Origin of the sequence: Arthrobacter antibioticus (genome assembly GCF_030063205.1) — a bacterium.
Taxonomy (GTDB): Bacteria; Actinomycetota; Actinomycetes; order Actinomycetales; family Micrococcaceae; genus Specibacter.
On sequence record NZ_JASISQ010000003.1, the window covers coordinates 68117 to 91521 of the forward strand.

The 23405-nt window shown below is 58.1% G+C and carries 15 protein-coding genes; 8 read left to right on the forward strand and 7 right to left on the reverse strand.

The features are described from left to right. Positions 1-13: 13 nt before the first annotated feature. From QMG40_RS07875 to QMG40_RS07890, 4 genes are all read right to left on the reverse strand, one after another. Positions 14-6169 carry an Ig-like domain-containing protein gene (locus QMG40_RS07875; RefSeq protein WP_283530245.1) on the reverse strand — a complete coding sequence of 2052 codons (6156 nt, stop codon included), beginning with the start codon at positions 6167-6169 and terminating at the stop codon, positions 14-16. A gap of 144 nt (positions 6170-6313) precedes the next feature. Beyond that, complete coding sequence (locus tag QMG40_RS07880; RefSeq protein WP_283530854.1) at positions 6314-7387, reverse strand: adenylate/guanylate cyclase domain-containing protein; 1074 nt, start codon at positions 7385-7387, stop codon at positions 6314-6316. 70 nt (positions 7388-7457) lie between these two features. Continuing rightward, positions 7458-8006, reverse strand: a complete 549-nt coding sequence (locus tag QMG40_RS07885; RefSeq protein ID WP_283530247.1) for a PH domain-containing protein — start codon at positions 8004-8006, stop codon at positions 7458-7460. After that, positions 7999-8964, reverse strand: a complete 966-nt coding sequence (locus QMG40_RS07890; RefSeq protein WP_283530249.1) for a biotin--[acetyl-CoA-carboxylase] ligase — start codon at positions 8962-8964, stop codon at positions 7999-8001. Before QMG40_RS07890 ends, QMG40_RS07885 begins: the two co-directional genes overlap by 8 nt. A gap of 217 nt (positions 8965-9181) precedes the next feature. Between QMG40_RS07890 and QMG40_RS07895 the strand changes: the two genes are divergently transcribed. Then, a complete protein-coding gene (locus QMG40_RS07895) occupies positions 9182-10765 on the forward strand; it encodes an acyl-CoA carboxylase subunit beta (RefSeq protein WP_283530252.1) in 1584 nt (527 codons plus the stop codon). Further along, positions 10762-10977, forward strand: coding sequence for an acyl-CoA carboxylase subunit epsilon (locus QMG40_RS07900; RefSeq protein ID WP_283530254.1), 216 nt, complete (start codon positions 10762-10764; stop codon positions 10975-10977). The genes QMG40_RS07895 and QMG40_RS07900 overlap by 4 nt, the downstream gene beginning before the upstream one ends. Before the next feature lie 48 nt (positions 10978-11025). Here the strand turns inward: QMG40_RS07900 and QMG40_RS07905 are convergent, their stop codons facing one another. Beyond that, entirely contained in the window at positions 11026-12804 is a 1779-nt protein-coding gene (locus tag QMG40_RS07905; RefSeq protein WP_283530256.1) for a molybdopterin-dependent oxidoreductase, read from the reverse strand. 191 nt (positions 12805-12995) lie between these two features. Between QMG40_RS07905 and QMG40_RS07910 the strand changes: the two genes are divergently transcribed. Continuing rightward, complete coding sequence (locus QMG40_RS07910; protein ID WP_283530258.1) at positions 12996-14711, forward strand: DUF885 domain-containing protein; 1716 nt, start codon at positions 12996-12998, stop codon at positions 14709-14711. Between the two features lie 91 nt (positions 14712-14802). Here the strand turns inward: QMG40_RS07910 and QMG40_RS07915 are convergent, their stop codons facing one another. Continuing rightward, positions 14803-15795 (reverse strand): DUF559 domain-containing protein, encoded by a 993-nt coding sequence (locus QMG40_RS07915; protein ID WP_283530261.1) that lies wholly within the window; start codon positions 15793-15795, stop codon positions 14803-14805. Between the two features lie 247 nt (positions 15796-16042). On the opposite strand from QMG40_RS07915, the gene QMG40_RS07920 reads away from it, so the two are divergent. The 5 genes from QMG40_RS07920 to QMG40_RS07940 all read left to right on the forward strand — a co-directional run bounded on the left by QMG40_RS07920 (position 16043) and on the right by QMG40_RS07940 (position 22908). Next, on the forward strand, positions 16043-17500 hold the full coding sequence (locus QMG40_RS07920) for a dicarboxylate/amino acid:cation symporter (RefSeq protein ID WP_283530263.1): 1458 nt from the start codon (positions 16043-16045) through the stop codon (positions 17498-17500). 128 nt (positions 17501-17628) lie between these two features. Continuing rightward, positions 17629-18009, forward strand: a complete 381-nt coding sequence (locus tag QMG40_RS07925; RefSeq protein ID WP_283530266.1) for a YbjQ family protein — start codon at positions 17629-17631, stop codon at positions 18007-18009. A 105-nt stretch (positions 18010-18114) separates the two neighbouring features. Beyond that, entirely contained in the window at positions 18115-18741 is a 627-nt protein-coding gene (locus tag QMG40_RS07930; protein ID WP_283530268.1) for a TetR/AcrR family transcriptional regulator, read from the forward strand. 50 nt (positions 18742-18791) lie between these two features. Further along, positions 18792-21458, forward strand: coding sequence for an MMPL family transporter (locus QMG40_RS07935; RefSeq protein WP_283530270.1), 2667 nt, complete (start codon positions 18792-18794; stop codon positions 21456-21458). 172 nt (positions 21459-21630) lie between these two features. Next, on the forward strand, positions 21631-22908 hold the full coding sequence (locus QMG40_RS07940) for a GAF domain-containing protein (protein WP_283530272.1): 1278 nt from the start codon (positions 21631-21633) through the stop codon (positions 22906-22908). Positions 22909-22992: 84 nt separating this feature from the next. On the opposite strand, the gene QMG40_RS07945 is transcribed toward QMG40_RS07940, so the two are convergent. Further along, positions 22993-23382: a hypothetical protein gene (locus tag QMG40_RS07945; protein WP_283530274.1), complete on the reverse strand. Its 390-nt coding sequence runs from the start codon at positions 23380-23382 to the stop codon at positions 22993-22995. Between the last annotated feature and the right edge of the window lie 23 nt (positions 23383-23405).

Here is a 23405-nt window from a genome sequence, read left to right on the forward strand (position 1 = left end):
GGTTGGAGTAAACCTAGCAGCGGACGTTGCCCCCATTGCGATCACGCACATCTACTGTGATGCCCTTAACCCAGCGACCGGCCTGTGGACCTGTTGACATGACGTACCAGCTGCCGCTGCAGCCTGTCACCTGAACCCAACCATCGGCATAATCCAGCCACTTTCCCCCAAGATCAACGTTTCCACCAGGGGAAATATTACCGTCGCAGGTAGCCGGGTTGGATGAGAAGTTGTTGCGTTCTCCAGGTCCTTGCGTACAAGAGTGCCAGTCTCCAGCTTGTACACGGACTTCAGTCACCGGCGGCGCTGGAGGTGGTGGTTTAGACCCGGCTTTGGCTGAAACCGCAGGGGAGGGCGCACCGCAACCCCCAGCGTTGCAAGCTCTCACGCTCAGAGTTGCTGATTGATCATAGACTCCCGTAAAGGAAAAGCTCAAAGCCTTTGCCCTGCTTTCCCAGCCAGCACCATTGAGGCTGCTTTCGTAACGGGTGATGGCACTGCCATTGTTGTTAGCCGCCGCCCAGGTCCAGCTCAAGGTCTTATCTCCCTCTCCGGCTTGGTTTCCGCTCACTGTGGTCCGCTGCGGAACACCGTAAGGAGTAACCGTGGGGGATGCCGCTGAGTTGTCCCCGTTCGATGCGAACGCTCCCGTAGCGGCCCGTGCCCTGACGGTGGCTGCTACGCCACTTCCATTAGGAGAGGACAGAACAGCTCCGGAAGCAACTCCACAGGTTTCTCCCGTAGTGGTGAGGGTAACGCAGTACGTAACCTCATTGGCTGCATAACCATTGAGCTGCGCAGCAGTTAGAGGTGTGTAGCCAACTTGAACACGCCCACCAGCTGCGGTTTCATCCACTATCTTTATGCTCGGTACGGCCATGATGCCCACCTTGCCTACGGCTCGTTGCGGGGTTGAGGCAGGGCTGGCACCGCTGGTTCCAGCCTTGTTTGTGGCGACTACCGCGAAAGTATAGGGAGCCGTTGAGTTGTTCACCGTTACGGTCTGAGCGTTGGTGCCCGGCGTGTAGGCCCGTGAGGGCTCACCCCCGCCGCTTTGGGTCAGCGTGTAACCGCTGATAGCTGCGCCGTTGTTGAAGGGCGCCGCCCACTGGACGCTAATCTGGTTCTGACTGCCAACCTGGTTGAGCATCTGAACAGTGGGCGCGGCAGGGGCGGATGGTACGCCAGCCGGTACTACCGAAGCTGAGTAGGGGCTCCACGCTGAAGGTTTAGGCGCCTTATTAATGGCTTGGACTCTGAACTGGTATTCAGTTCCGTTCGTCAGCCCGGACCAGGTTAGGGAGTTGCCAGTTACCCCGGGTTTCTGGCCGTTTTGTCCCGGTGGCGCGGGCGATATTTCAACGTTGAATTTCGTGACGGCGGAGAATTCTCCCACGGGCGTCACCCATTCAACGCTGACCGACTTATCACCAAAAGTAGTAGAAGGGGCTCCCGGTGCGTCTGGAACTCTATCTGGCATCGCAACGGCTGATAACGGCGATGGTGCTGACGTACCAACAGCATTGCTAGCCGCCACAGCGAACTTATATTCTTTGGCGTTGGTCAGCCCTGTAATGGTGCACGTGTTGGTGGCACAATCCTGAGTACCACCTGCCCAGCTCACAGTGTATTTGGTAATGGGTGAGCCATTATCTGCTGGTGGATCCCATTTCAGCAGGACAGCCTTGTCCCGTTCTTCAACAATCTGAGGTTTGCTGGGTGCCTCGGGTTTGCCCTTGATGGTGATTTTGATGCGGCCTGTTGCGTGCCGGCCCGCATCCTTGGTTTTGTCCTCTACGGTGTATCTAACCACCACCGTGCCCTTGTAATCTTCATTGCTGTTAACACTCACGCTGTCGCCCGTGTGCGTCACGGTGATACCCGCACTGCCGGTTTCCGTCATTGTGTCCACCACGCGCAAAGGCGTATCGGGGAATGGATTGACGTCATTTGCCAACACTTTGACTACTTCAGCACGGCCAGCGAAGGCCTCCAGCACAATGTCATCATTTGCCACTGGGGGCGGAAGTGAGGTTGACGTTGCGCGCAGGAGGACTTCGGCCACAACCGGATCGTTGCTGCCGTCAGTAACACTAAGCTGCACAGTTGCCTGCGCACCCACCTGGGTGCCATTACTTTGGGATACGCTCAAAATGGTACCGGCAAAAGATACCTCGAAGTTTCCAGGCTGGCTGCTCACCATGGCGTAATTAAACTTTTCCTTATCCCCTGGATCAATATCGAATGCCAAAGGGCCTACATCCAAACTGGCTTTTTCTTGTTGGGGCACATCCAATGAGGATCCTGTGAACGTGGGTGGGGTATTCTTCTTTTCGTCTTTTTTATCGGGGGTAGACACCTTAGCAGGATCAACCAGTGTCATGACGGTTAGCGTGGATTTTAGCCCGGCTGGATCGTTCGGTCCCGTTCCATCGGTGACCTCAAAGGTGATTGATCCGGGACCGTAGAACTTGATGTCGGAGGCATAATTGACTCCGGCACCATCGCCAACAATGACATTGTTTTTTCCTGCACCAACAAGTGAGATTTTCGATTCCTCAGTCAGCCGGGGAGTGCGTCCATCTCTGACTTGGACGTAGTCGGCAAGTTTCATCACGGCACTCTCACCGGCCGTCATTCGAATGACGTCAGTGCTCTTGAGCACGGGGTATTGCTTGTCCTGCCCTGGAACCCAGATGAGCGCTGTGGATCTCAACCCATCTTGATCCGTAATGGTGTAAGGAATCAACTGTTCTTGTGGGGCAAGTTCAACCCGGACGGCTCCATCAGAAGTGACAGTGGCAGTATCTAAGTTCATCCCGGTGACTGCTTGAATACTGACCTTGAGCTCCTCCGTCACCCCGTCTGGATCAGCATCATTTTCAAGCACTGGAACATCAACTGTGTTCTTGCCCAGCATCTGTTTGACCGTGACACGGTCATCGCGGGCTATGGGCGCTTTCAAAGGTGCATCCGCTGTCACAGTCATGCGGATATTGCCGGTGGCTGTGGCTCCAAACTTATCTGAAACCGTGTACATCATGGTGGAGATGCCGGGCTCCGCTGGAGATGTTAGAAGCACTTTTAACTTCTCCGTCACAGTCGGCTTCATCTCAGCCGGGCCCTGGAAGCCATCCTTGACCAGCCCTAACTGTCCACCGTCAGGATCGGAATCATTGAGCAGAACATCCAAAGCAAGCTTGCGCCCCGGGCGCATCGTGATGTAATCGTCTTCGGTGACAGGAGGGTGGTTCACAGCAAGTGGCGGGGCAATACCAACGTCAACTCTTGCTGTTGCTTCGGCACCGAGCCTGTCGCGCACCCGGTACGTGAATGAATCCGTTCCGGAGGAGCTCCCGCCGGCCGTATAGTAAATAAACCCATTGCCTGTCTCAGCTGTTCCCAGCCGCGGCCCTTGGTCAATTCCAACCAGTTCAACGGAATCCCCCTCCGGGTCAATACCGTCCAGTGGAACCACAATCCGAACCTGGTCTCCCGCAATAACACGTCCGGTAAGGTTTTTAGGGGCCGGCGGCAGATTGTGTTCGGGGTCGGCTGCAACAATGGTGATAGTGACTTGCGCCGAGTTGAACTGACCGGAGCTGTTCGCCACCTTGTACACGCCTTGGACTGTTTTGGCCGTTGGACCGGCAATAAAGCGCAGCTGGTTCTGATCCGTAAATAGTTTGCCCAAGGCTTCATCCGGAGACTCCACCACGACGGGGGACTTAAGTACCTCACCATTGGGGTCTGAGTCGTTTTCCAGGACCGGGATGGTCACCACATCCCCAACCCGCACAATGGCGGTGTCCGGCTCAACTCTTGGTGGCAGCAACTTATCCGGTGCGGGAATACGAACCACCGAGATTTCGCCGGCAGCATTGCCGACTCCGTTGGAAATGGTGTATTTGATGCTCATTTTGTCTTTCAAGCCACGCAAATCCGTCACCTTGATGATGTTTCGGTCAATGATCGTGGCGGAGACAGGCGATCCTGTAGGCAATTCAACAGACTGGATGACTAACACGCCGCCAGCAGGGTCCGAGTCATTTCCCAATACATCTACCAAAGCTGACCCACCTGAGGGCAGCATGAGCAGATCCTTGACCGCAACAGGCAGCCCTTGTAAATCAGCTTCCACCACTTCAACTCGAATAAGACCTGTTGCGCTCATTGGTCCATTCGTCACCTGGTATTCCAAATAAACAGGTCCCACAGCACTGGAGGTAAAGATGAATGTACCATTATCTGCGATCTCCGAAACCGTTGAATTTTCCGGCTTGGAAACGCTCGCCAACCGCAATTTGCCACCCGCCGGATCCTGATCATTCTTCAACGGGGCTAGCACTACTGGCTGACCAACCACAGCCTTGAAAAAGTCCGCATTGGCAACCGGAGGCACGGCCCCTGCCGGCTTGACGTTGACGAGAATTTTTTTCTCGGTGATGTCCTGACCATCTGAAACAGAGATCATCATGGACTTCATACCAATATTTTCACCATCGTCGGTATAGCTGAGCTGACCATCAGGGGTGGACTTGATGACGGCTGAGCCGTCCTCTGACACCGCGTCATTTAGATAGATATCATCCCCGTCGGGATCGATCCAATCCGTCAAGATATTTTGGCTCATGGTCTGGCCCGATTCCACCACCAGGGTGGAGTCACGCATGGTGTCGGGAGGGGAGTTTTCACTCACCGGCACTACCCGCACATTGACAGCCGCCGTGGAGGTGCCGCCGCGGCCATCGTTGACGGAATACGCGAAGGCTCCGGCCCCGGCTTGTCCATCCGGGACTGTGATCTGTAAGCCTGTTCCATCATAGATGGAGGCCAAAGCACCCATCTCAGGTGCCACACCGGGAGGCTCCACTGTGAGTACGTCACCATCGGGGTCGGAATCGTTAAAGAGCACCGGCAGGATGGTGGTCCGCCCTGCTCGCACGCCAAAGGAGTCCGCTACTGCTTCGGGGGGACGGTTAGGTTTGGTCCTGTCGGGCAAGGTGTTGACAACGTTCGGGTCAGCCGAGTCCTTGTCAGCGTTGTCCGCCTTCTTCAAGTCCGTCTTCAGGTCATCCCAATTATTGACCAGGAGCATATTTTGATTGACCAGCCACACATTGCCGGTATTGACATCGTTGAGGACCACTACGTCCCGGTTTTTACGGAAAACAAACTCTGATTTCCCGCTCGCTTTGGGGATGTCCACCAGTTCACCACTGCCGTTGCAGGCCAGCACATATTTGTTTGCTCCGGACCAGGCCGCGTGGACACAATTGTTTTGAACTACCGGGGCCACAGTTTTTCCTGTGCCAGATAACTGCAGAACGTTCGCATCTGATCCGTCAAGGGGTTGGGTGAACAAGGCAGTAGCCGTTTCTACGGCTACAAAATCACCCTCTTCCGTTGGCTGGGCCAACAAAGCTCCCTGGGCGTTGGGAATAGTGATGGTTTTGCCACCGGGAAGGAACAGCGTTCCTTTCGCCGCGGCAAAGACCACCGGTTTTCCACCGGCAACGGTGATTTGTACGTCTCCCAAACCAGCCAACCCGGCAACGGCCGTGCGCTCCTGGGAGTCAACTTTTCCGGCGTCGTTCAGCACTGTGGTAATCAGCTCACCGGCATCGCTGTCCGCAGTGTAGATAGTGTCATCCGGTGCGGTGACAGAAACCGCGCCACCCAAATTTGTCAGGATGGGCTTGGTGGTTTTATCGTTGAAACCCGGCACCTCCGCATTGGGCATTGCCCAAACTTTCCCGGCACCGGAATCGCTGAGCGTTACAAGGTGGCTGCCCTGGGAAACCGTTTTGCCGCCGCCCAGGCTAGTCTCGGAATCCATTGCCATCATGGATACGTTCACGGGATTCAGCAGGGAACCACCATCACCGCTCATGAAAACATTACTGGCATTTTGAACTACGTCGAAGGTGGGGCTCGTGGCCGTAAACCCACCGTCGAGGACCTTTGACTGGTCATTGAGGTGGCCCACCAAACCATCGGCACGGTTGGTGACCCATACGCTGCCGTCGTTGAGGTCTACGTCAGCTGTGGCGAAGCCTGGATAAATCACTGCCCCTGTCACCACTGCCGCCGAAACAACAATCGCTGCCGAAGCAGTAAAGAGTTGCCTCTTGTTAGTGAAGGAGGTGAACAGGGAGATCAATGCCATGACAAACCTTTGCTTCCCCGCGCCGGCCGGAGAATCGGGTATGAATGAATACATGGGAGCAATCATCAGTCCCCTGGCCATCCTAGCGGATTGCTCCACATGATGGCTTAAAGATTATTTGTTAGGCGTTGCCTGGCTGGCGGGTCAGTCGATAACCAGGCCTTTGCCGGTTCCACGTTGGAGAAGAACGGGCGCGATCTCCCCGAATCCACGGACGTTTTCAACGGGCAGCTGGGTCAGCACAAATCTGTCGTCATTTTTCAAAGCTGACGCTGTGACGGAGTCAATGAGCACGGTGCCCGGTTCCGCCAGTGAGGTCAGCCGCGCGGCGAGGTTCACAGTTGGCCCATAAATATCGCCCAGACGCGAAAGCACCCGCCCCCACACCATGGCTACCCGAGCCTCGGGTAGGAAATCATCCGCAGCCATGGCCTCTGCCAATGAGAGGGAAATCTGTGCGCCGGCCACGGGGGTTTCACAGTTGAACAGCACTTCATCGCCAATGGTCTTCACCAGGCGTCCACCACCAACGCTGATGATCTCCGCACACACGTTCTCAAAGCGCTGCACCAGACGGGCAAGTGTTTTTTCATTCATACGACGGGACAGCGAGGTGTAGCTAACAAGATCTGCGAAACCAACGGCCCGCGCTAGGGGAAGCGGCGCGTCGTCCTCATCGCCGGCACGTCCCAACTCACTAGAAGCAAGTCCTTCTTCGGCGCGCACGGCCAGCCGCTGGATTCCGGCATTGAGCTGGCGGCGGTAGGAATACACCAGAAGTTCTTCCAACGGTGCAATCAGGTTCGGCAGCTCAGATACCACTGCACGGCGTGCCTCAGCGTCACTGACTCCATGTTCCACAACAAGGTCTTCTACCAGCGCCTCAATCTGCCAGACAGCCATCCTGTCAGTCATCTGACCGATGGAGCGGGTCACGGAGATGGCGGTTTCCTCTGTCAGGAGGCCCTCCCGAACCATTGTGACAACAGTTTGCAGCGCTTTTTGGTCGCGCTGGGTAAACGCAACATCGTCATCGCCCAGGTTGGGAAATCCCATGGCACGCCAAATTTTGCGCGCAGATAAGAGTGAGACTCCCACTCCGGCGGCAACATCACGGCGCTTGAGCGTCCGCTCGCCGCCAAGAAGCTGCGCCTCAAGAGCTCGCGTTTGATTGCGAGAGGCGGGGGGTAAGAGATTACGCGAGACAAGAGGAGACAGCGGCTCGGGTGGATCAGTTGTTTCTTCCAAGCTTGCGCAGCTCCTTCTCTGTCATGTCAACTCAACCAGCCTAGTCCCCTTCTCGGGGTGTTTGCTGTATGGACTCCCGAAACACTCTTGTCCAAGCCTGTTGGGTTTCCTCATTAAAGCTCTTCAAGTCAGGAACTTCCGCCACCGTCCGCATGGCGCCCCTGTACATGTATAGCTGCAGATCTCCTGATCCAACCATCCTTTGACGCCACTTTTGTACCGGGCGCACCTCTTGGACTTGTTCAAAATCATGAATTTGTTCGATGCGGCTCAGCGGCCCGCGCCGCACCAACAGTCTCTGGTTGGTCAGGATGTACCGCGTCCAGTTCCACCGGAGCACTCGCCGCACCGGGAAGATGAGCTCAAGAAGAACCACCGCCACCACGAGGATAACAATGGCAGGCTCTCGCCATGGCGCAGCAGCGGAACTTGGTGCCCACTGTGCAAAAGGAACGGATTGTAATTTAGCCAAGGCGGCAGATCCCACAAGAACCAGAAGCAGTCCTGCCGTGATGGGCCAGATCAGAATTCGGGAGTGCGGCCGGCAGCGGATAACAACCTGTTCGCGGCTGCGCAACCAACTACGCATAGTTCACCGTGCCGCCAGGCCCTGTGCGGCGCAGGTGAATCACATCCCCTGCGCTGACAGTATGGAGCGCCCCGCTAGCATCGCGCAGCACTAAACTGCCGTCTGCGTCCAAGGCTGTTGCGGTACCGTGCAGCATGGTTCCGCCGGGTAGTTCGGCACGGACTTCTTGGCCCAAAGTGCTCATGCATCCCTGCGCGAGCTCCAACACGCTCTGGTCCTGCACACCGCCCAGCGGACGTTGCGCATCCCCGCCTACTGCCACAAAGTCCAGATACAGTGCCGCAAACTTGTTCAGGTACGCAGGAAGCAGCAGGTTTCGGTCAAGGGTCGATGCACTTTCAAGCAGTAGTGAGGTGGCCCGCTCCGTGGGTAGATCCGCAGAGTCCAGGCTGACATTGACACCGGCACCAACCACCACACCGGCACCAACCACCACACCGGTACCAGGCTGAGCCCCCCGGCTGCCTTGGGCGCCGGGTGTTGCTGGTACCAATTGGGCCAGGATGCCGGCTACTTTGCGCCCCTTGACCACCACGTCGTTGGGCCACTTTAGCTCGGCGGGCACCCCCGTGACGGACCGCAGAACCGTGCACAACGCCACGCCGGCCAGGATGGAAAGCCAGCCATAACCAGTTGGTGCGAAGGCCACTCCGTGCCCCGGGCCCAGGTCCTCCCCCGGCCGCAAAAACACACTTGAGATCATGGCTGCACCGGGGGGAACTTCCCAGCTCCTGCCCATGCGGCCCTTTCCGGCTGGCTGGGCATCAGCGATCAACACGCTCAAACTAGGCCAATATTCATCAACATTTGCTGCACCAGCGGCCAAATCACTGTTAGTTGAACCGCTGGAAACAACCACTTCCACACGAGCAAAGCGGCCTTGGGGGTGCACCAGAGCAGCCTTCAGAGCCGTTTTCTTCAGGGGGTGCTGGTTTTGTTCAGGTGAGAGGCCATTCATGGCTTCAATCCTATCCGGCACAGCATTGCATTCGCTCGGGGCACACCCTCTCATACTTGCCACGGTGGAGGACCCTTAGATAGTTGGATAACGACTTTGTAGGGTTCCTACACACACAACGGCAATTTCCGTTACTAGACTGATCTTAGAGTTTGCCCTTTTGTGCGGTTCCTACTGAAGGGTCGCTACGCTTTCCCACTACCGAGCCGGAGTATCAATGAGCCACGATCTTTCAACGACAGCAGGCAAAATTGCCGATTTCCGCGACCGATTGGCTCAATCGGAGATGCCCTCAGGTGAGGCGGCCATCGAGAAGCAGCACGCCAAGGGCCGCAACACCGCCCGCGAGCGCATTGATATGCTCCTTGACCCTGATTCGTTTGTGGAGTTTGACGCCCTCGCCGTGCACCGCTCGCACGCCTTCGGCATGGAGAAGAAAAAACCTCTTGGTGACGGTGTTGTTTCCGGTTACGGCACAGTGGATGGACGCTTGATCGGCATCTACAGCCAAGATTTCAGCGTTTACGGTGGTTCGCTGAGTCAGGTGAATGGCGAGAAGATCGTCAAAGTGCAGGAGTTTGCTCTGCGCAACGGGTGCCCGGTGGTTGGCATCAACGACGGCGGTGGCGCACGTATCCAAGAAGGTGTTGCCTCGCTGGCGATGTTCGCTGACATTTTCCGCAACAACGTGCATGCATCTGGGGTTGTCCCGCAAATCTCTCTCATCATGGGCCCGTGCGCCGGTGGTGCCGCGTACTCCCCCGCTTTGACTGACTACGTTGTCATGGTTGATAAAACCTCGCACATGTTCATCACCGGTCCCGACGTCATCAAGACAGTCACCGGTGAAGACGTGGATATGGAAACTCTTGGCGGTGCCCGTCAGCACAACAGCACCACGGGTACTTCCACCTATCTGGCCACTGATGAAACGGACGCCATTGAGTTTGTCCGTGAACTCCTTGACTTCCTGCCCTCCAATAATCTCTCCGAGTCCCCCGTCACTGAGCATGAGCAGGAATTAGTGCTCGACGCCGCCGATCTGGCCCTTGACACGCTGATCCCCGACTCCGCCAACCAGCCCTACAACATGCGCACAGTGATTGAGCAAATCCTGGACGACGATCACTTCCTGGAAATGCAGGCCCTGTACGCTCCCAACGTCATGCTCGGTTACGGCCGGGTTGAGGGCCACACGGTGGGCATTGTGGCCAACCAGCCCATGCAGTTCGCTGGCACCTTGGATATTAACGCCTCCGAGAAAGCTGCCCGTTTTGTCCGCAACTGTGATGCCTTCAATATCCCCATCATCACACTGGTTGACGTGCCAGGCTTCCTGCCCGGCAAAGACCAGGAATTCCAAGGCATCATCCGCCGCGGCGCAAAGCTGCTCTATGCCTACGCCGAAGCCACCGTCCCGAAGCTGACAGTGATCACCCGTAAGGCCTACGGTGGCGCCTACATTGTTATGGGTTCCAAGAAGCTCGGCGCCGACCTGAACCTGGCTTGGCCCACAGCCCAAATTGGTGTCATGGGCGCCCAAGGCGCAGTAAATATCCTGTACCGCCGGGATCTTGCCGCCGTGGATGCAGAGGGAGGCGACGTTGAGGCACGCCGCGCAGAAATTGTTCGCCACTATGAGGACGAGCTCCTGAACCCTTACCAGGCTGCCGAACTTGGCTATATCGACGCCGTCATTGCCCCCTCTGACACGCGCATCCAGCTCATTAAAGGGCTGCGAGCCCTACGGGACAAGCGAGCCTCGCTGCCTGCTAAGAAGCATGGGAACATCCCGCTGTGACGGACCAGCCCCTAGAAGCGCCGTTGCTTACGGTGACCCGCGGCAATCCCACCGCCGAAGAACTGGCGGCGGTGACCGCCGTCGTACTTGCTCTGCAAAGCGATGGCAGCAGCGAAAATGTCCAAACTCCCACACGGCACTGGGCTAGGCGGGCACAGTTGAAGCTGCCGCCCACCCCTGGTGCTGGATCGTGGCGGCGTTCGGGGCACTAGCGCATCGTTGAGCGCACCCGCATGGCACTACTTCAATACAAATTGGGCCTAGATTGACTGGCGGTAGCCGAAGAACTCGTGGTCGTTGTTGTAGCCGCCCTGCCCGCCACCCACCTCGGAAAAGTGCTCAACGAACTCTATGCCCTTGATCCACTTCACGGGCTTGAATCCGAGCTGAACTTCGTTACGCAGCCGCAGTGGGGCGCCGTGGCCAAAGGAGAGGTCCTCATCGTTCATCTCGTAGGCCAGCATGGTGAGCGGGTAGTGCATCTGCTCGATGGGCTGGGCGTCGTAGTAAATCCCGCCGTCAGGGCCCAGCGCGAACGAATAGAAAATAACCCACTTCGCTTCGGGCTTGGGCTTGGCCAGCTCCAGGATTGTGTTCATCGAGACGCCGCCCCACTTGGCCACCCCTGACCAGCCTTGGATGCAGAAGTGCTGGGTGATTTGTTCGTGGTGGGCCAGCGCGCGCAACTGCTCTAAGTCCAGTTCCACCGGGTTCTCCACCAGGCCGTTGATGCGCAGTTTGTAATCGGCAAATTCAGCCAACTGCAGCTTCTTGTACTCTTCCGTCTCCGGATATTTACCGTTGTGCCAAAAGTACGGAGAAATATCCTTCTCGGTGTACTGGCCCGGCTTAGCGTCAATGTGCTCGAACAGTTTCTGCGCGGGCCCAACCAACGCGTACCCCACTTTTTGCACCTTTCGCGGGAAACGGTAGGTGAGCGGGGAAGCAGCAACCCACGCAACAATCATGACGATCAGCGACGCAGCAAAGATCCAGAAACCAACCCATGAGCCATCGTCACGCGCGCCGTACATATGGTTCAGGTTTCGCAGGGCACCGGTGGTCAGGACCAACGTCACGTGCACAAGGATGAACATCAGGAACCAGCACAGCACCAAAAAGTGCAGGGTCCGGGCGATCTGGATACTGAAGATGGAACTGATCCAGCGGAACCTGGTGGACAGTGCCGGGGACATCCCCAACCCCGTGATCAACGCCGCCGGTGCAGCTACAAAAACGGTGATGAAGTAGGCCATGAGCTGCAGGCTGTTGTAGTTGACCCAGCCATTTTCGATGGGCCAGTTTAGCGACAGATACTGGATGGCGACCGAGATGGAATTTGGGATCACGTCCCAACTCCTAGGGACCAAACGCATCCACTGCCCGGTGATGAAGAGTAGAACCATGAAGATGATCCCATTGAGCAGCCATAACGTGTCTACGCCCAAGTGCCACCAGCGGGCGAGCCCAATAGAGTGCCGCCTACCGGGAAGACCCACCCCATCGGGCAAGGTGATGGAGTCCTGCTTGGCCGTGTAGAGCGGATCGGTTGGGATTGGTTTCTGGATACGAAACCAATCCTTACCTGGGGTGGAGTGACGGGTCATGTACAACCGTGGATGGTCGGCGAGGATCGTCACACCGGAGCGCATGATAAAGATCAGCAAAAACGCGTTAAGAAAATGTTGCCACCCGAGCCAGGCAGGAAAACCGACAGGGGCATTCCCCGGGAGTTCGGACTCGCCGGGGTAGCGGGTGATGAAGTCCTGCACCGCGGGGAGTTCGCGCAACCCCTTCGCCACAGCGATGCCAACAATGAGCAGGAGCACACCGATAGGGATCAACCAGAGCAGATTGAACCATTTGTTCTTCCCAATCCGAATGCGTGGGGCGACACCGAATTGCGGTGGGACACCACCGGCCCACGCTGCGTCCACAACGTCGTGCTCTTTTTTAACAAGCTCGGTGCGGAAGCTCTGCTGCACTGTTGGTGTGTTGTCTGCTGCGGGAGAGTTCGGTTCGTCCTGAGAGGAGTCCATGTCCTGAACCTAGCACCAGAGGAGCGCATAGGAGCCGACTTAAACGCCCCATTAATTTACAAACTTCCGTCCCAGGAGCCAGTCATCTCGACACCTGGCGCGGCTGCTGTGTTGATGACGTTGGTCGATGAGAGCGTCGTGGGCAAATTGGTTGAGTAGCGGAGCCAACTGCGGCAGGTAGGCTCGGTGGCATGAGCTTACCTGCGCAGGCCGTTCGGGCCGCTACCGCCATTGACCATGCCGCCAACAGTTACACCGAGACGTTGCTGGCATTAGATCCGGGATTTGCCACAGAGCTGGGCCGGCCAGGGCATGAGAGCGAATACTCAGATCACTCCCCCGCCGGTTTGGACGCGTTTGCTCAGGCCGCCCGCAACACTCTTGCAGCACTGGCCCTCCTGACGCCCACGGATGAGGTGGACAAGGTCACCCTGCACGCCATGAACGAGCGCCTGGGCCTTGACCTTGAACTGCACGCCAGTGGTTGGCTTTTGGCGGATTTGAACAATATTGCTTCCCCCGCCCAAAGTATCCGAGCTATTTTCGATCTCATGCCCACCGCCACGGTCACGGATTGGGGACACGTTGCTGACCGGCTCGCCAATGTCTGCGCCGCCGTCGAAGGCTATATCGCTTCTCTGCGGGCAGGTGCAGCACTTAATTTGGTGGCTGCCCGCCGTCAGGTTCTCACAGTCATTGAGCAGTGCGAACGGCATGCCAGCGCAGATGGTTTCTTTGTTTCGCTGGCTCGGGATGCTTCGCCCTCTCCGGACGACGCCGATTCCAGCTTCCCAGCCGAACTCACCACCGCGCTGCTCGCCAACGCTGAGCTGGCCCGTGCAAGTTACAGCACCCTGGTAGATTTCTTGCGCACCGAACTTTTGCCCTTGGCGCCCACAGCCGATGCAGTGGGCAGGGACAGGTACAGCCTTGCCTCACGGTTGTTCCTGGGGGCTGAAGTAGATCTAGAGGAGAGCTACGCATGGGGTGTGGCCGAACTGGACCGCATCATTGCTGAGCAGAAATCAGTGGCCGAACAGATCAAGCCGGGCGCTTCAATCGAGGAAGCCAAGGCTGTTCTGAACGCTGATCCGCAACGCATCCTGCACGGTACCGGCGCGTTGACGGCCTGGATGCAGAAGCTCTCCGACACCGCCTTGGCAGATTTGGCCGGGGCCCAGTTCGAGATTCCCGAGATCATGCGCACCCTGGAGTGCCGTATTGCGCCAACTCAGGATGGCGGTATTTACTACACGGGACCTTCCGAGGACTTCTCGCGGCCCGGTCGCATGTGGTGGTCTGTGCCTGAGGGTGAGGATACGTTCACCACATGGGCCGAAACCACCACCGTTTACCACGAGGGCGTTCCGGGCCACCACCTCCAAGTTGCCACTGCCACGCGCCAATCGGCTCTCCTAAATGACTGGCGGCGCAATGTTTGCTGGGTGTCCGGACACGGCGAGGGCTGGGCGCTCTATGCTGAGAGGCTCATGGACGATTTAGGCTACCTGCGTGATCCGGGCGATAAAATGGGCATGTTGGATGGACAGCGCATGCGTGCTGCCCGCGTCGTCTTTGATATTGGCGTGCACTTGGGCTTTGAAATTCCTGCCCAGTGGGGCTCCGGGACGTGGACTGCCGAAAAGGGCCTAGAGTTTCTGCGCCAAAACTTGGACATCTCAGCAGGCCAGCTCAACTTTGAGTTCAACAGGTATCTGGGCTGGCCGGGGCAGGCTCCCTCATACAAACTCGGTCAGCGCCTGTGGGAAGACATCCGCGACGCTCGAGCAACACGGGACGGCTCCGAATTTTCGCTGCGGGACTTCCACACCCAGGCCTTAAACCTTGGCTCCGTGGGTCTGGACACCTTGAAAATGGCGCTCTTGGACTCATCCGCCGGAAACTAGGCCCACTATGGCCCGCGAGTTGCCACTTGTGGTGTCCAAATCGCGAATTTGGACACCACAAGTGGCAACTCGCGGCCAAGGATGTGGGTGATCACTGAAAGTCTCTGCGCGTCATCAGCCGTCCCTGCAGCGAGCGCCCGGACAGGTTCGTCGGATCCGGCCAGCCGCCACGTTTAAGCATCCGAGCAATTTTGGTGACAACCACTAATTCTCCTGCACGGATATCGTCATTGTTGATCAGCACTTGGTGCCAGCCCAGAGATGCGGTCACGAAGTCTCTGTCATGGTCCCTGACTTGCTGCTCCCGGGTGAAATGATGCCCGCCATCATACTCAATGCACGTCACGTACTCCTCACACGCCAAATCCGGACCAACTTTGCCTTGGCCGGCCGCGTCCCTGATCTCTACGTTGTGTTCAAAAGTCGGAAGTGGGGACCGGGCAATCATCAAGCGCAGCATGGTTTCACGAGGTGAGTCCGAGCCCACACGCGTTAGCTCCATCGCTGCCCGCAGCCTGCGCATTCCCCTAGCTCCTGCATGCTGGAGAACATAAAGTTCCAGCGCCTCCAGCTGGACTTTTGGCCACACCATACGCCCAAATGTCCTGCGATGTTCACAGATTATTTGATCGCTCACGGCCACCAATTCATCAACACTGAGCAGCTGCGCAATATCTACGAGCGTGCGTTCCACGGAGGTGGCAGGAACTCCGCCAATGTGGACAACATCATGGGGCCCCAGGGACAGCAGATGGCCGGTTACTCCTTTTCTTCTGGGCTGGCGCGCACCCACGGGCGTGGCGACATCGATGCACGGCAACTGTGTAAGCCGCTGAGGCAAGTAGAACTCATGCAATGTTGCCGCGCTCACGTGGCTGACAATGCCCCTTGCCGTCACGGCCGTGTGCGCTCGGCAGCTTTCCAAGAGGCTAAGCGGCGCGTCCTGGGGCACTCGAATTCCCCGTGAGGGCGTCCAGAGGTCCTTTCGCCGAGACCTGCTTCGGGAGATTCCGGCAGTTTTCGCCTCGTCCATGGTGAAGGGACGGATTGAGAGGTGCAAGGGAAGTGGTTTGAACTTATCCATGCACCCATTAACAGCAACTACTCTCCGCCGTGGAGGGCCATAGAGAAAAAATACTCGAATGTGTGGATAACGGGCGACTCCTGCGCCAAGAACGCTCTGAGGAACTTCGCGAGTTGCCACATATGGCGTCCACAGGGCGCTTCTGGACACCATATGTGGCAACTCGCGGCGATGGGCACCTCTGAGATCCGTAACAAGGGGCAACACAAATTATCCGCCTCTAGAGCACCCGGCCTACCGTTGCCTTATGACATCTACAGCCACCACCCCCAAGGCCACTACCCCCAAGGCCTCGAGGCTGCCCAAATGGGCAAGTTCGTTCGGCGTTCAAATTATTGCCGGTCTGATCCTCGGCCTGGTCTTGGGCCTGATTGCGCGCCAGCTCGGTGGCGATCCAGAGACCACCCCCAACGGCCTGGTCACCACACTGAGCGTTATTGGATCCAGCTACGTCTCTATTTTGAAGGCGGCCGTGGTGCCGTTGATCTTCACGGCTGTGGTCTCCTCGATCGCAAATCTGCGCCAAGTCACTAATGCGGCCCGTTTGGCGTGGAATACGCTGCTGTGGTTCGCCATCACCGCGCTGATAGCCGTCACCATCGGAATCGGTTTGGGCACTTTGTTCCAGCCGGGCGCCGGCACCGGCACGGCGACCCCCGCGGATTACACCGGTAAGTCAGGCGATTGGTGGGCCTTCCTCCTTGGACTGTTCCCCTCCAACTTCCTGGGTTTGAGCGCCTCAACCAAGGCTGCCGAGTCCGGAGCCCTGACCACCAGCGTGAACTTCAATGTTCTGCAGATCCTTGTCATCGCCATCGTCATCGGCATCGCCGCACTGAAAGTTGGCAAGGCAGCTGACCCGTTCCTGAAGCTGAATGGTTCGGCTCTAGCCGTCATCCAAAAGGTGCTCTGGTGGATAATCCGTTTAGCACCGATTGGTACGGTCGGTTTGATCGGCAACGCTGTTGCAAGTTACGGCTGGACAACCATCGGCTCCCTCGGGAAGTTCACCATTGCCATCTATGTGGGTCTGGCACTTGTCCTCTTCGTCGTGTACCCGGTACTGATCAAATCCCACGGCCTCTCGATCAAGGCGTACTTCTCCGGTGTCTGGCCGGCAGTTCAGCTGGGCTTCGTATCCCGCTCCTCAATTGGCACGCTGCCGCTCACCCAGCGTGTGACCGAACGCAACCTTGGCGTGCCGCGCGCTTACGCATCCTTCGCTGTACCTTTGGGCGCAACAACAAAAATGGACGGTTGCGCCGCCATTTATCCGGCCATTGCAGCGATCTTTGTGGCACAGTTCTTCGGTATTCAGCTTGATCTGGGCCAGTACCTGCTGATCGTGCTCGTCTCGGTCCTTGGCTCCGCTGCCACCGCGGGCACCACTGGCGCCGTCGTTATGCTCACCCTGACGCTCTCAACGCTGGGACTGCCGCTGGCCGGCGTCGGACTTCTGCTTGCCGTTGACCCCATTTTGGATATGGGCCGCACAGCCGTGAACGTTGCAGGCCAGGCCCTGGTTCCCACAATCGTTGCCAAGCGCCAGGGCATCCTCGATGAGGGACTCTACAATGCTCCCCGCAACGGCGATCCCTTCGCGGATGATCCAGACACTGAAACGGACAGCACCGATGATCTAGTGGCAGCGTTGGATTCAGGCTTGGACGGGATCGATTCGAAGCGCGAACCGGCCAATGCATAGGTAATCTCGCAGGCGTGTAGGGAACCCGGATCCCCAATGTTCGCACGTAGGATTTGAACCAGGCAGTAAATATTGCAGCCTACGCCGGTATCCATCGCCGCTGGCGCCCCATCAGCTAAAGGACAGCAATGATCATCGTTACCACCAACGACCTCCCGGGCTACAAAATTGATGCTGTGTTCGGCGAGGTCATGGGCCTGACGGTTCGGTCCCGGCATATTGGCGCCCAATTCACCGCCAGCTTTCGGGCTCTCGGCGGCGGGGAACTACCTGAGATGACAAAGGCCCTATATGAGAGTCGGCAGGAGGTTGTGGCGCGGATGGTCACGGAAGCCCAATCAAAGGGTGCCAATGCGATTGTTGCCGCCCGCTTCGACACTTCCGAAATGGGCGGGAACTGGACTGAGGTCTGCGCGTACGGCACAGCGGTCTTCGCGATCCCGCTCGCTGAAGGTCAGCCGGGCGCAACAGGCCAGTCGGTTTATTTATCGCAAAACCCGCAGGGCTAAGCCACAACGCACCTAGCTCAAGCGGCGAAGCGGAGCGCCCGGAACACATGGTTCCGGGCGCTTTTCAATTTGCACATAGTGCAAACTTGCACTTAGTGTAGTCATGTGAGCACCCCCGCATCTCCCCCTCCCAACCAGCCTTCGCGCCGTGAGCTGAACAAGACTGCCACGCGTGAAGCCATCGCCACCGCTGCCCTAGGTTTTCTGCGCAACCAGAGCGTTAACTCGTTCACGGTCGACGACGTTGCTGCCGCCGCCGGGGTATCCCGACGCACCTTCTTCAACTACTTCTCCTCCGTGGAAGCCGCTGTTGCCAGCTTTACGCAAAACTACCTGGATCAGGTCATTGTGGAGCTTGAAGCCCGGCCGGTTGATGAGTCACTGCTTGAATCGGCCCAAATAGCGCTCTCCGCCGTGGGTAGCCCCCACGATCTAGCCATTTTGGCCGAAACGTTCACTCTCACCCAAGACCCCCAATTGGACAGGTTTCAATTGCAAGCTTGGGAGGAGTGCACCTTCAAAGTCACCGAAGTAGCTCGGGGCCGTCTCCCGGCAGGCACAGATGAGTTGTATTTGTGCGCCCTGGTTGGTGCCGTCATGGGTAGTTGCCGTGCAGCATTCTCGGTCTGGTCCCAAACTTACGGAACCAGTACTAGCCCGGAGTCATTGGCTCAGCTGCGCACGAACTTGGAACGCACAATCTCTCACATACGTAACGGTTTCAATAACTAGTTTTTTATCGACTGGGTCCGCCCAGCCATCTTATAGAGAATGGATTCACCATGGCCCTTTGGCTATATAAATTGGGACGGTTCGCCGCTCGACGTGCCTGGCTGGTGATCACCGCCTGGGCCGTGATCATGGGCTTGGTGGGAGGTGCCGCAGTACTTTTCATGGGCCCCATGTCAAACAACTTCCAAATTCCCGGTACTGAGACCCAGCAGATGGCGGACAAGCTCAAGGCTGATCTGCCCGAAGCTTCCGGTGGCACGGGCTCTGTGGTGTTCACCAGCACCAACGGTGAACCGTTCACCACCGCCCAAGAGAGCGCCATCACCGACGCACTTGAATCAGTGAAAACTGTTCCCACCGTCAAAGATGTCATAGACCCGTTCCTGACAACAGCTGCCCAGAAAGACGGCGCAGCCAAACTCGCAGAAGGCGCCAAGGCGTTGGCGGACGGAGAAGCACAGGCCGCTGAACAAGCCCCTAAATTAGAAGCTGGAGCCGCTGAAATAGCCGCTGCCAAGGCCAAACTGGATGCCGCCCAAGCGCAGCTCGATGCTCAAAAGGAGCAGATAGCGGCACTGCCGCCAGGATCACCCCAGGCGCAGGCAGCAGGGGCACAAGTTGCTGGCGCGCAAGCACAGCTGGATGCTGGCATGGCCCAGTGGCAAGCCGGCAAGGACCAGTTCGACGCCGGTAAAGCCAAGTTTGACGAAGGCCAGGCAACTCTGGCTGCCAAGAAGGCCGAACTGACCGCGGGCCAGCGCACCGTCGATGCCACAGCCGGGCTCCGCTTTGTCTCTGAAAACAATAAAGCCGCCATTGGCCAGATCCAGTTCAGCCAGTCGATGAATGCTGTGACCCCGGATAACCGCCAGCTGGTCCAGGACAGGTTGAACACCTTGGAATCCAGTGGCGTCAGTGTCTCTTACAGCAAGGAAATCGTTGAAGACGTTTCCGAACTGTTCGGAATTTCTGAGGTAGTTGGCATTGCCGTTGCCGCCGCCGTCCTGCTGATCATGTTGGGTACTTTTGTTGCTGCCGGTTTGCCGCTGTTGATGGCCGTTGTGGGCGTCGGCATTGGTGTGGGCGGCACGATGGCCCTGACAACCGTTATTGAGATGTCCTCCATTTCGCCAATGCTGGCCTTGATGCTGGGCCTGGCTGTGGGAATTGATTACTCCTTGTTCATCGTCAACCGGCACCGCCAGCAGCTTCTGGCGGGTGTGGGTGTCCGTGACTCTATCGCCAAGGCCACCGGCACCTCCGGCAATGCCGTGACCTTTGCCGGGCTGACAGTTGTTATTGCCCTGGCCGCACTCTCCGTCACGGGCCTGCCGTTCCTTGCCATCTTGGGCTTGGCCGCGGCTGCCACGGTTGCTGTCTCAGTCCTGATCGCCTTGACTTTGACACCTGCATTGCTGTCATTGATTGGCACTAAGCTCATCTCCAAAAAGGCCTGGGCCAAGAACTCCCTGTCTACCGCGAAGCACAACGCAAACCTTGTGGGCATGAATAACGCCCAGAAGGCTGACGCTGATGAGGCGGCCGATGTTGCCCGCAGCGCCCGTGGTTGGGGCGGTCTTGTGACAAAGCATCCAGTCATCTCGCTGGTGGGTGCTGTCATTGCTCTGGTTGTCATTGCCATCCCTGCCACCGGACTGCGGCTGGCCCTGCCCGACGGCGGCTCTGAACCTGTCGATTCCAGCGCTTTCCAGGCGTACTCGATCACTGGAAAGAACTTTGGCGAAGGCATGAACGGGCCCATCATTGTGGTTGGCTCCTTGCCTGCCGGCTTGGATGAAGCGAGCGCCACAACACTGAATTTGGATGTGGCTGACAACCTGCGCCAGGTCAAAAATGTTGAGGCAGCCGTGCCTGTCACTGTCAGTAAGGACCTGCGCACCGCCGTCTATCAAGTGGTCCCCAAGGAAGGTCCCGCCAGCGAAAGTACCGTCCAGGTGATCCATGATCTGCGGGCTGAGGGAGCAACCATCAGCTCAGATTTGGACGTCAGCATTGGGCTGACGGGCCAAACGGCCGCCAACGTCGATGTCTCAGAAAAGCTGGGAGCGGCGCTTCCGCCTTACCTGGCGATCGTCGTCGGACTTTCCCTGGTGCTGCTGATTCTGGTCTTCCGCTCCATCTTGGTCCCGCTGCTGGCAACCGCCGGCTTCCTGCTCTCCCTCGTGGCTGCCTTTGGCGGTGTGGTGGCCGTCTATCAGTGGGGCTGGCTGGGCTCGATCTTCGATGTGGCGAATCCGGCAGCCGTACTGAGCTTCTTGCCGATTATTTTGATTGGCGTGCTCTTCGGGTTGGCGATGGATTACCAGGTGTTTATTGCCTCCGGAATGCGTGAAGCGTACGCCCACGGCCAGGATGCCAAGCAGGCTGTGCGGACCGGCTTTAAGCATGCCGCCCCGGTGGTTACCGCCGCGGCGATCATCATGATTAGCGTGTTCTCGGGGTTCATTTTCTCCCACCTGACAATGGTCCGCCCGTTGGGCTTTGCGCTGGCGTTTGGCGTGCTGATTGATGCGTTCGTGGTGCGCATGACAATTGTTCCGGCCACCATGCACCTGCTCGGCAAGTCGGCCTGGTGGCTGCCGAAGTGGCTGGATAAGATCCTCCCCGACGTTGATGTGGAAGGCGCTAAGTTATCTACTATCACTGCCACGGACGACGCCGAAACTCCCGTTTCCGGAAGCGCGCCGGCTAAGTAGCACCACCGTAGGAGACGCCCATGGCGTCACCGAGAAGGCGGGCAGGGCTTCGGCCCGGCCCGCCTTCTGCTTGCCCGGGCTGTGACCAAGTGAACTACACTTGTGACTCACGGCACGTCTCTCGCCTTGAGCGCCAGCCGCCAATTGCCCCTTGCTTGGTTTTGGAGAGTTGATGTCCCCGCTACACCCCTCTGGTGAAGGCTCGCCACAGATGCGGGACTTGGTGCGCGAATCCTGGAAACGCTCCCTAGCCGCCCTAACATCATCTGCGGGGCGGCCGCCTCCTGTCATCTGGGAGAGCCGGGAATTAAACGATTTCCGCCGTGACCACCCGCTGGCGGCCATCATGCCCGTCATCACCAAATTGCTGATTGAGCCCAGCCACAACACAGGACTTTTGGTTGCCGTGGGCGATGAGCATGGGCGCCTGCTCTGGGTAGAAGGCGACTCCCCTGCCCGGCGCAACGGTGAAAACATCAACTTCGCCACGGGCGCCGATTGGTCAGAGACAGTGGTGGGCACCAGCGCCCCGGGCACCGCGCTGGTTCTTGGCCAGAGTGTGCAGATCGTGGGGCAGGAACACTTCAACCCCGATGTTCACTCGTGGAGTTGCACGGCCGTTCCTGTCCACGATCCCGATTCCGGCTCACTCTTGGGCGTTGTTGACATTACAGGAGGTCCGGACGCCGTAGGGGCAAATACGCTCTCGCTGGTGCAAGCCACGGTGGCTGCCGCGGAGGCTCAGCTGCGCATCCATCGTCTGGAACGGCGGGCCAGCAATGCCGGGGAACGGGGTTCTTCGCGTTCAGCCGGCCGTCGTGGCCAGACTGCCGCCACCGCTAAACCGCTTTACCGTGACTCTCTGCAGCTTCTGGGCCGCGATCAGGGCCTGCTCCATGTTGCCGGCAAGGCCGTCACGCTCAGTGAGCGGCACACCGAGATTTTGGCCGTTTTGGCCTTGTACCCGCACGGTCTCAGCGCCGAGGAGCTCACCGAGAAAATTTACCCCGATGGCACTTCTTTGACCAGTATCCGTGCTGAGTTGGTGCGCCTGCGCAAGTTACTGCTCACTGTTGCACCGACGCTGGTGCCGGCGTCCCGGCCATATAGGCTGCCGCGCCCGCTCGTGGTGGACGCTGAGCAGGTCAGCAATTATCTTGACCGCGGAGCGCATCGCCTGGCGTTGAACATATACCGCGGCGCCGTCATGCCCCGCTCCATAGCCCCGGAGATCGAGGCCATCCGGAACCGGGTTGCGGTTCAACTGCGCGAGGCCATCCTCAACGACGCCAGTCCGGAGGTGCTCCTGACCTACTTGCAGCTTCCCGAGGTAGCGAACGACGTCGACGCCTGGCGCACAGCGTTGCGTCTCCTCCCGCCGCGCTCACCTAAGCGCTCCGCCATAGTGGCCCACGTGCAGGCGCTGGAAAGAGAACCGCTGGAACACTAGGCACAGGCACGGATACAGATACAAGGGGCAAAAGGGGCGCCGGAACGTTAGGCCCTGGCTCTGTTACTGAGTGGCCCACGCATGTCAGCCCGCGCGTGCCTCTTCGCTGTGTTCTTGAAGCTGGTGCCGGTCCCGGGCTGCAGTCCAGCCAAGAAGTCCCAGCAAGAGACCGCCAATGAACACCGCAGCGATGGCGAAAAGTGAACCATTGAGAAACAGCGAGAGGTATATATCCTCCTGATCACTCACCGGCCCGCTCAAGTCCCACTCCTGCGCAGAGAGCCCTATTAGTCGGTTGACTTTGGCGGCTGCCCACATCAGGACCAGCAGAGCTATACCCACGGCGCCAAAGTAAAAGTTCCAACTGCGCACTCTGGCCATTGCCCGTAAAAGCAGGCAGCCGAGCAACAAAATTCCCAGTGTCACCAGCACTATCAGTGCCGCTATCCCGTACACCCAGATCTCGTTCCCCATCTACTCAGCCTAGCAATCCCCCG

Excerpts from the sequence above, each read along its gene's own strand:
- QMG40_RS07875 (WP_283530245.1), bottom strand. The coding sequence starts at position 6,169 with ATGGCATTGATCTCCCTGTTCACCTCCTTCACTAACAAGAGGCAACTC.
- QMG40_RS07885 (WP_283530247.1), bottom strand. The coding sequence starts at position 8,006 with ATGCGTAGTTGGTTGCGCAGCCGCGAACAGGTTGTTATCCGCTGCCGG.
- QMG40_RS07890 (WP_283530249.1), bottom strand. The coding sequence starts at position 8,964 with ATGAATGGCCTCTCACCTGAACAAAACCAGCACCCCCTGAAGAAAACG.
- QMG40_RS07895 (WP_283530252.1), top strand. The coding sequence starts at position 9,182 with ATGAGCCACGATCTTTCAACGACAGCAGGCAAAATTGCCGATTTCCGC.
- QMG40_RS07905 (WP_283530256.1), bottom strand. The coding sequence starts at position 12,804 with ATGGACTCCTCTCAGGACGAACCGAACTCTCCCGCAGCAGACAACACA.
- QMG40_RS07910 (WP_283530258.1), top strand. The coding sequence starts at position 12,996 with ATGAGCTTACCTGCGCAGGCCGTTCGGGCCGCTACCGCCATTGACCAT.
- QMG40_RS07915 (WP_283530261.1), bottom strand. The coding sequence starts at position 15,795 with ATGGATAAGTTCAAACCACTTCCCTTGCACCTCTCAATCCGTCCCTTC.
- QMG40_RS07920 (WP_283530263.1), top strand. The coding sequence starts at position 16,043 with ATGACATCTACAGCCACCACCCCCAAGGCCACTACCCCCAAGGCCTCG.
- QMG40_RS07925 (WP_283530266.1), top strand. The coding sequence starts at position 17,629 with ATGATCATCGTTACCACCAACGACCTCCCGGGCTACAAAATTGATGCT.
- QMG40_RS07935 (WP_283530270.1), top strand. The coding sequence starts at position 18,792 with ATGGCCCTTTGGCTATATAAATTGGGACGGTTCGCCGCTCGACGTGCC.
- QMG40_RS07940 (WP_283530272.1), top strand. The coding sequence starts at position 21,631 with ATGTCCCCGCTACACCCCTCTGGTGAAGGCTCGCCACAGATGCGGGAC.
- QMG40_RS07945 (WP_283530274.1), bottom strand. The coding sequence starts at position 23,382 with ATGGGGAACGAGATCTGGGTGTACGGGATAGCGGCACTGATAGTGCTG.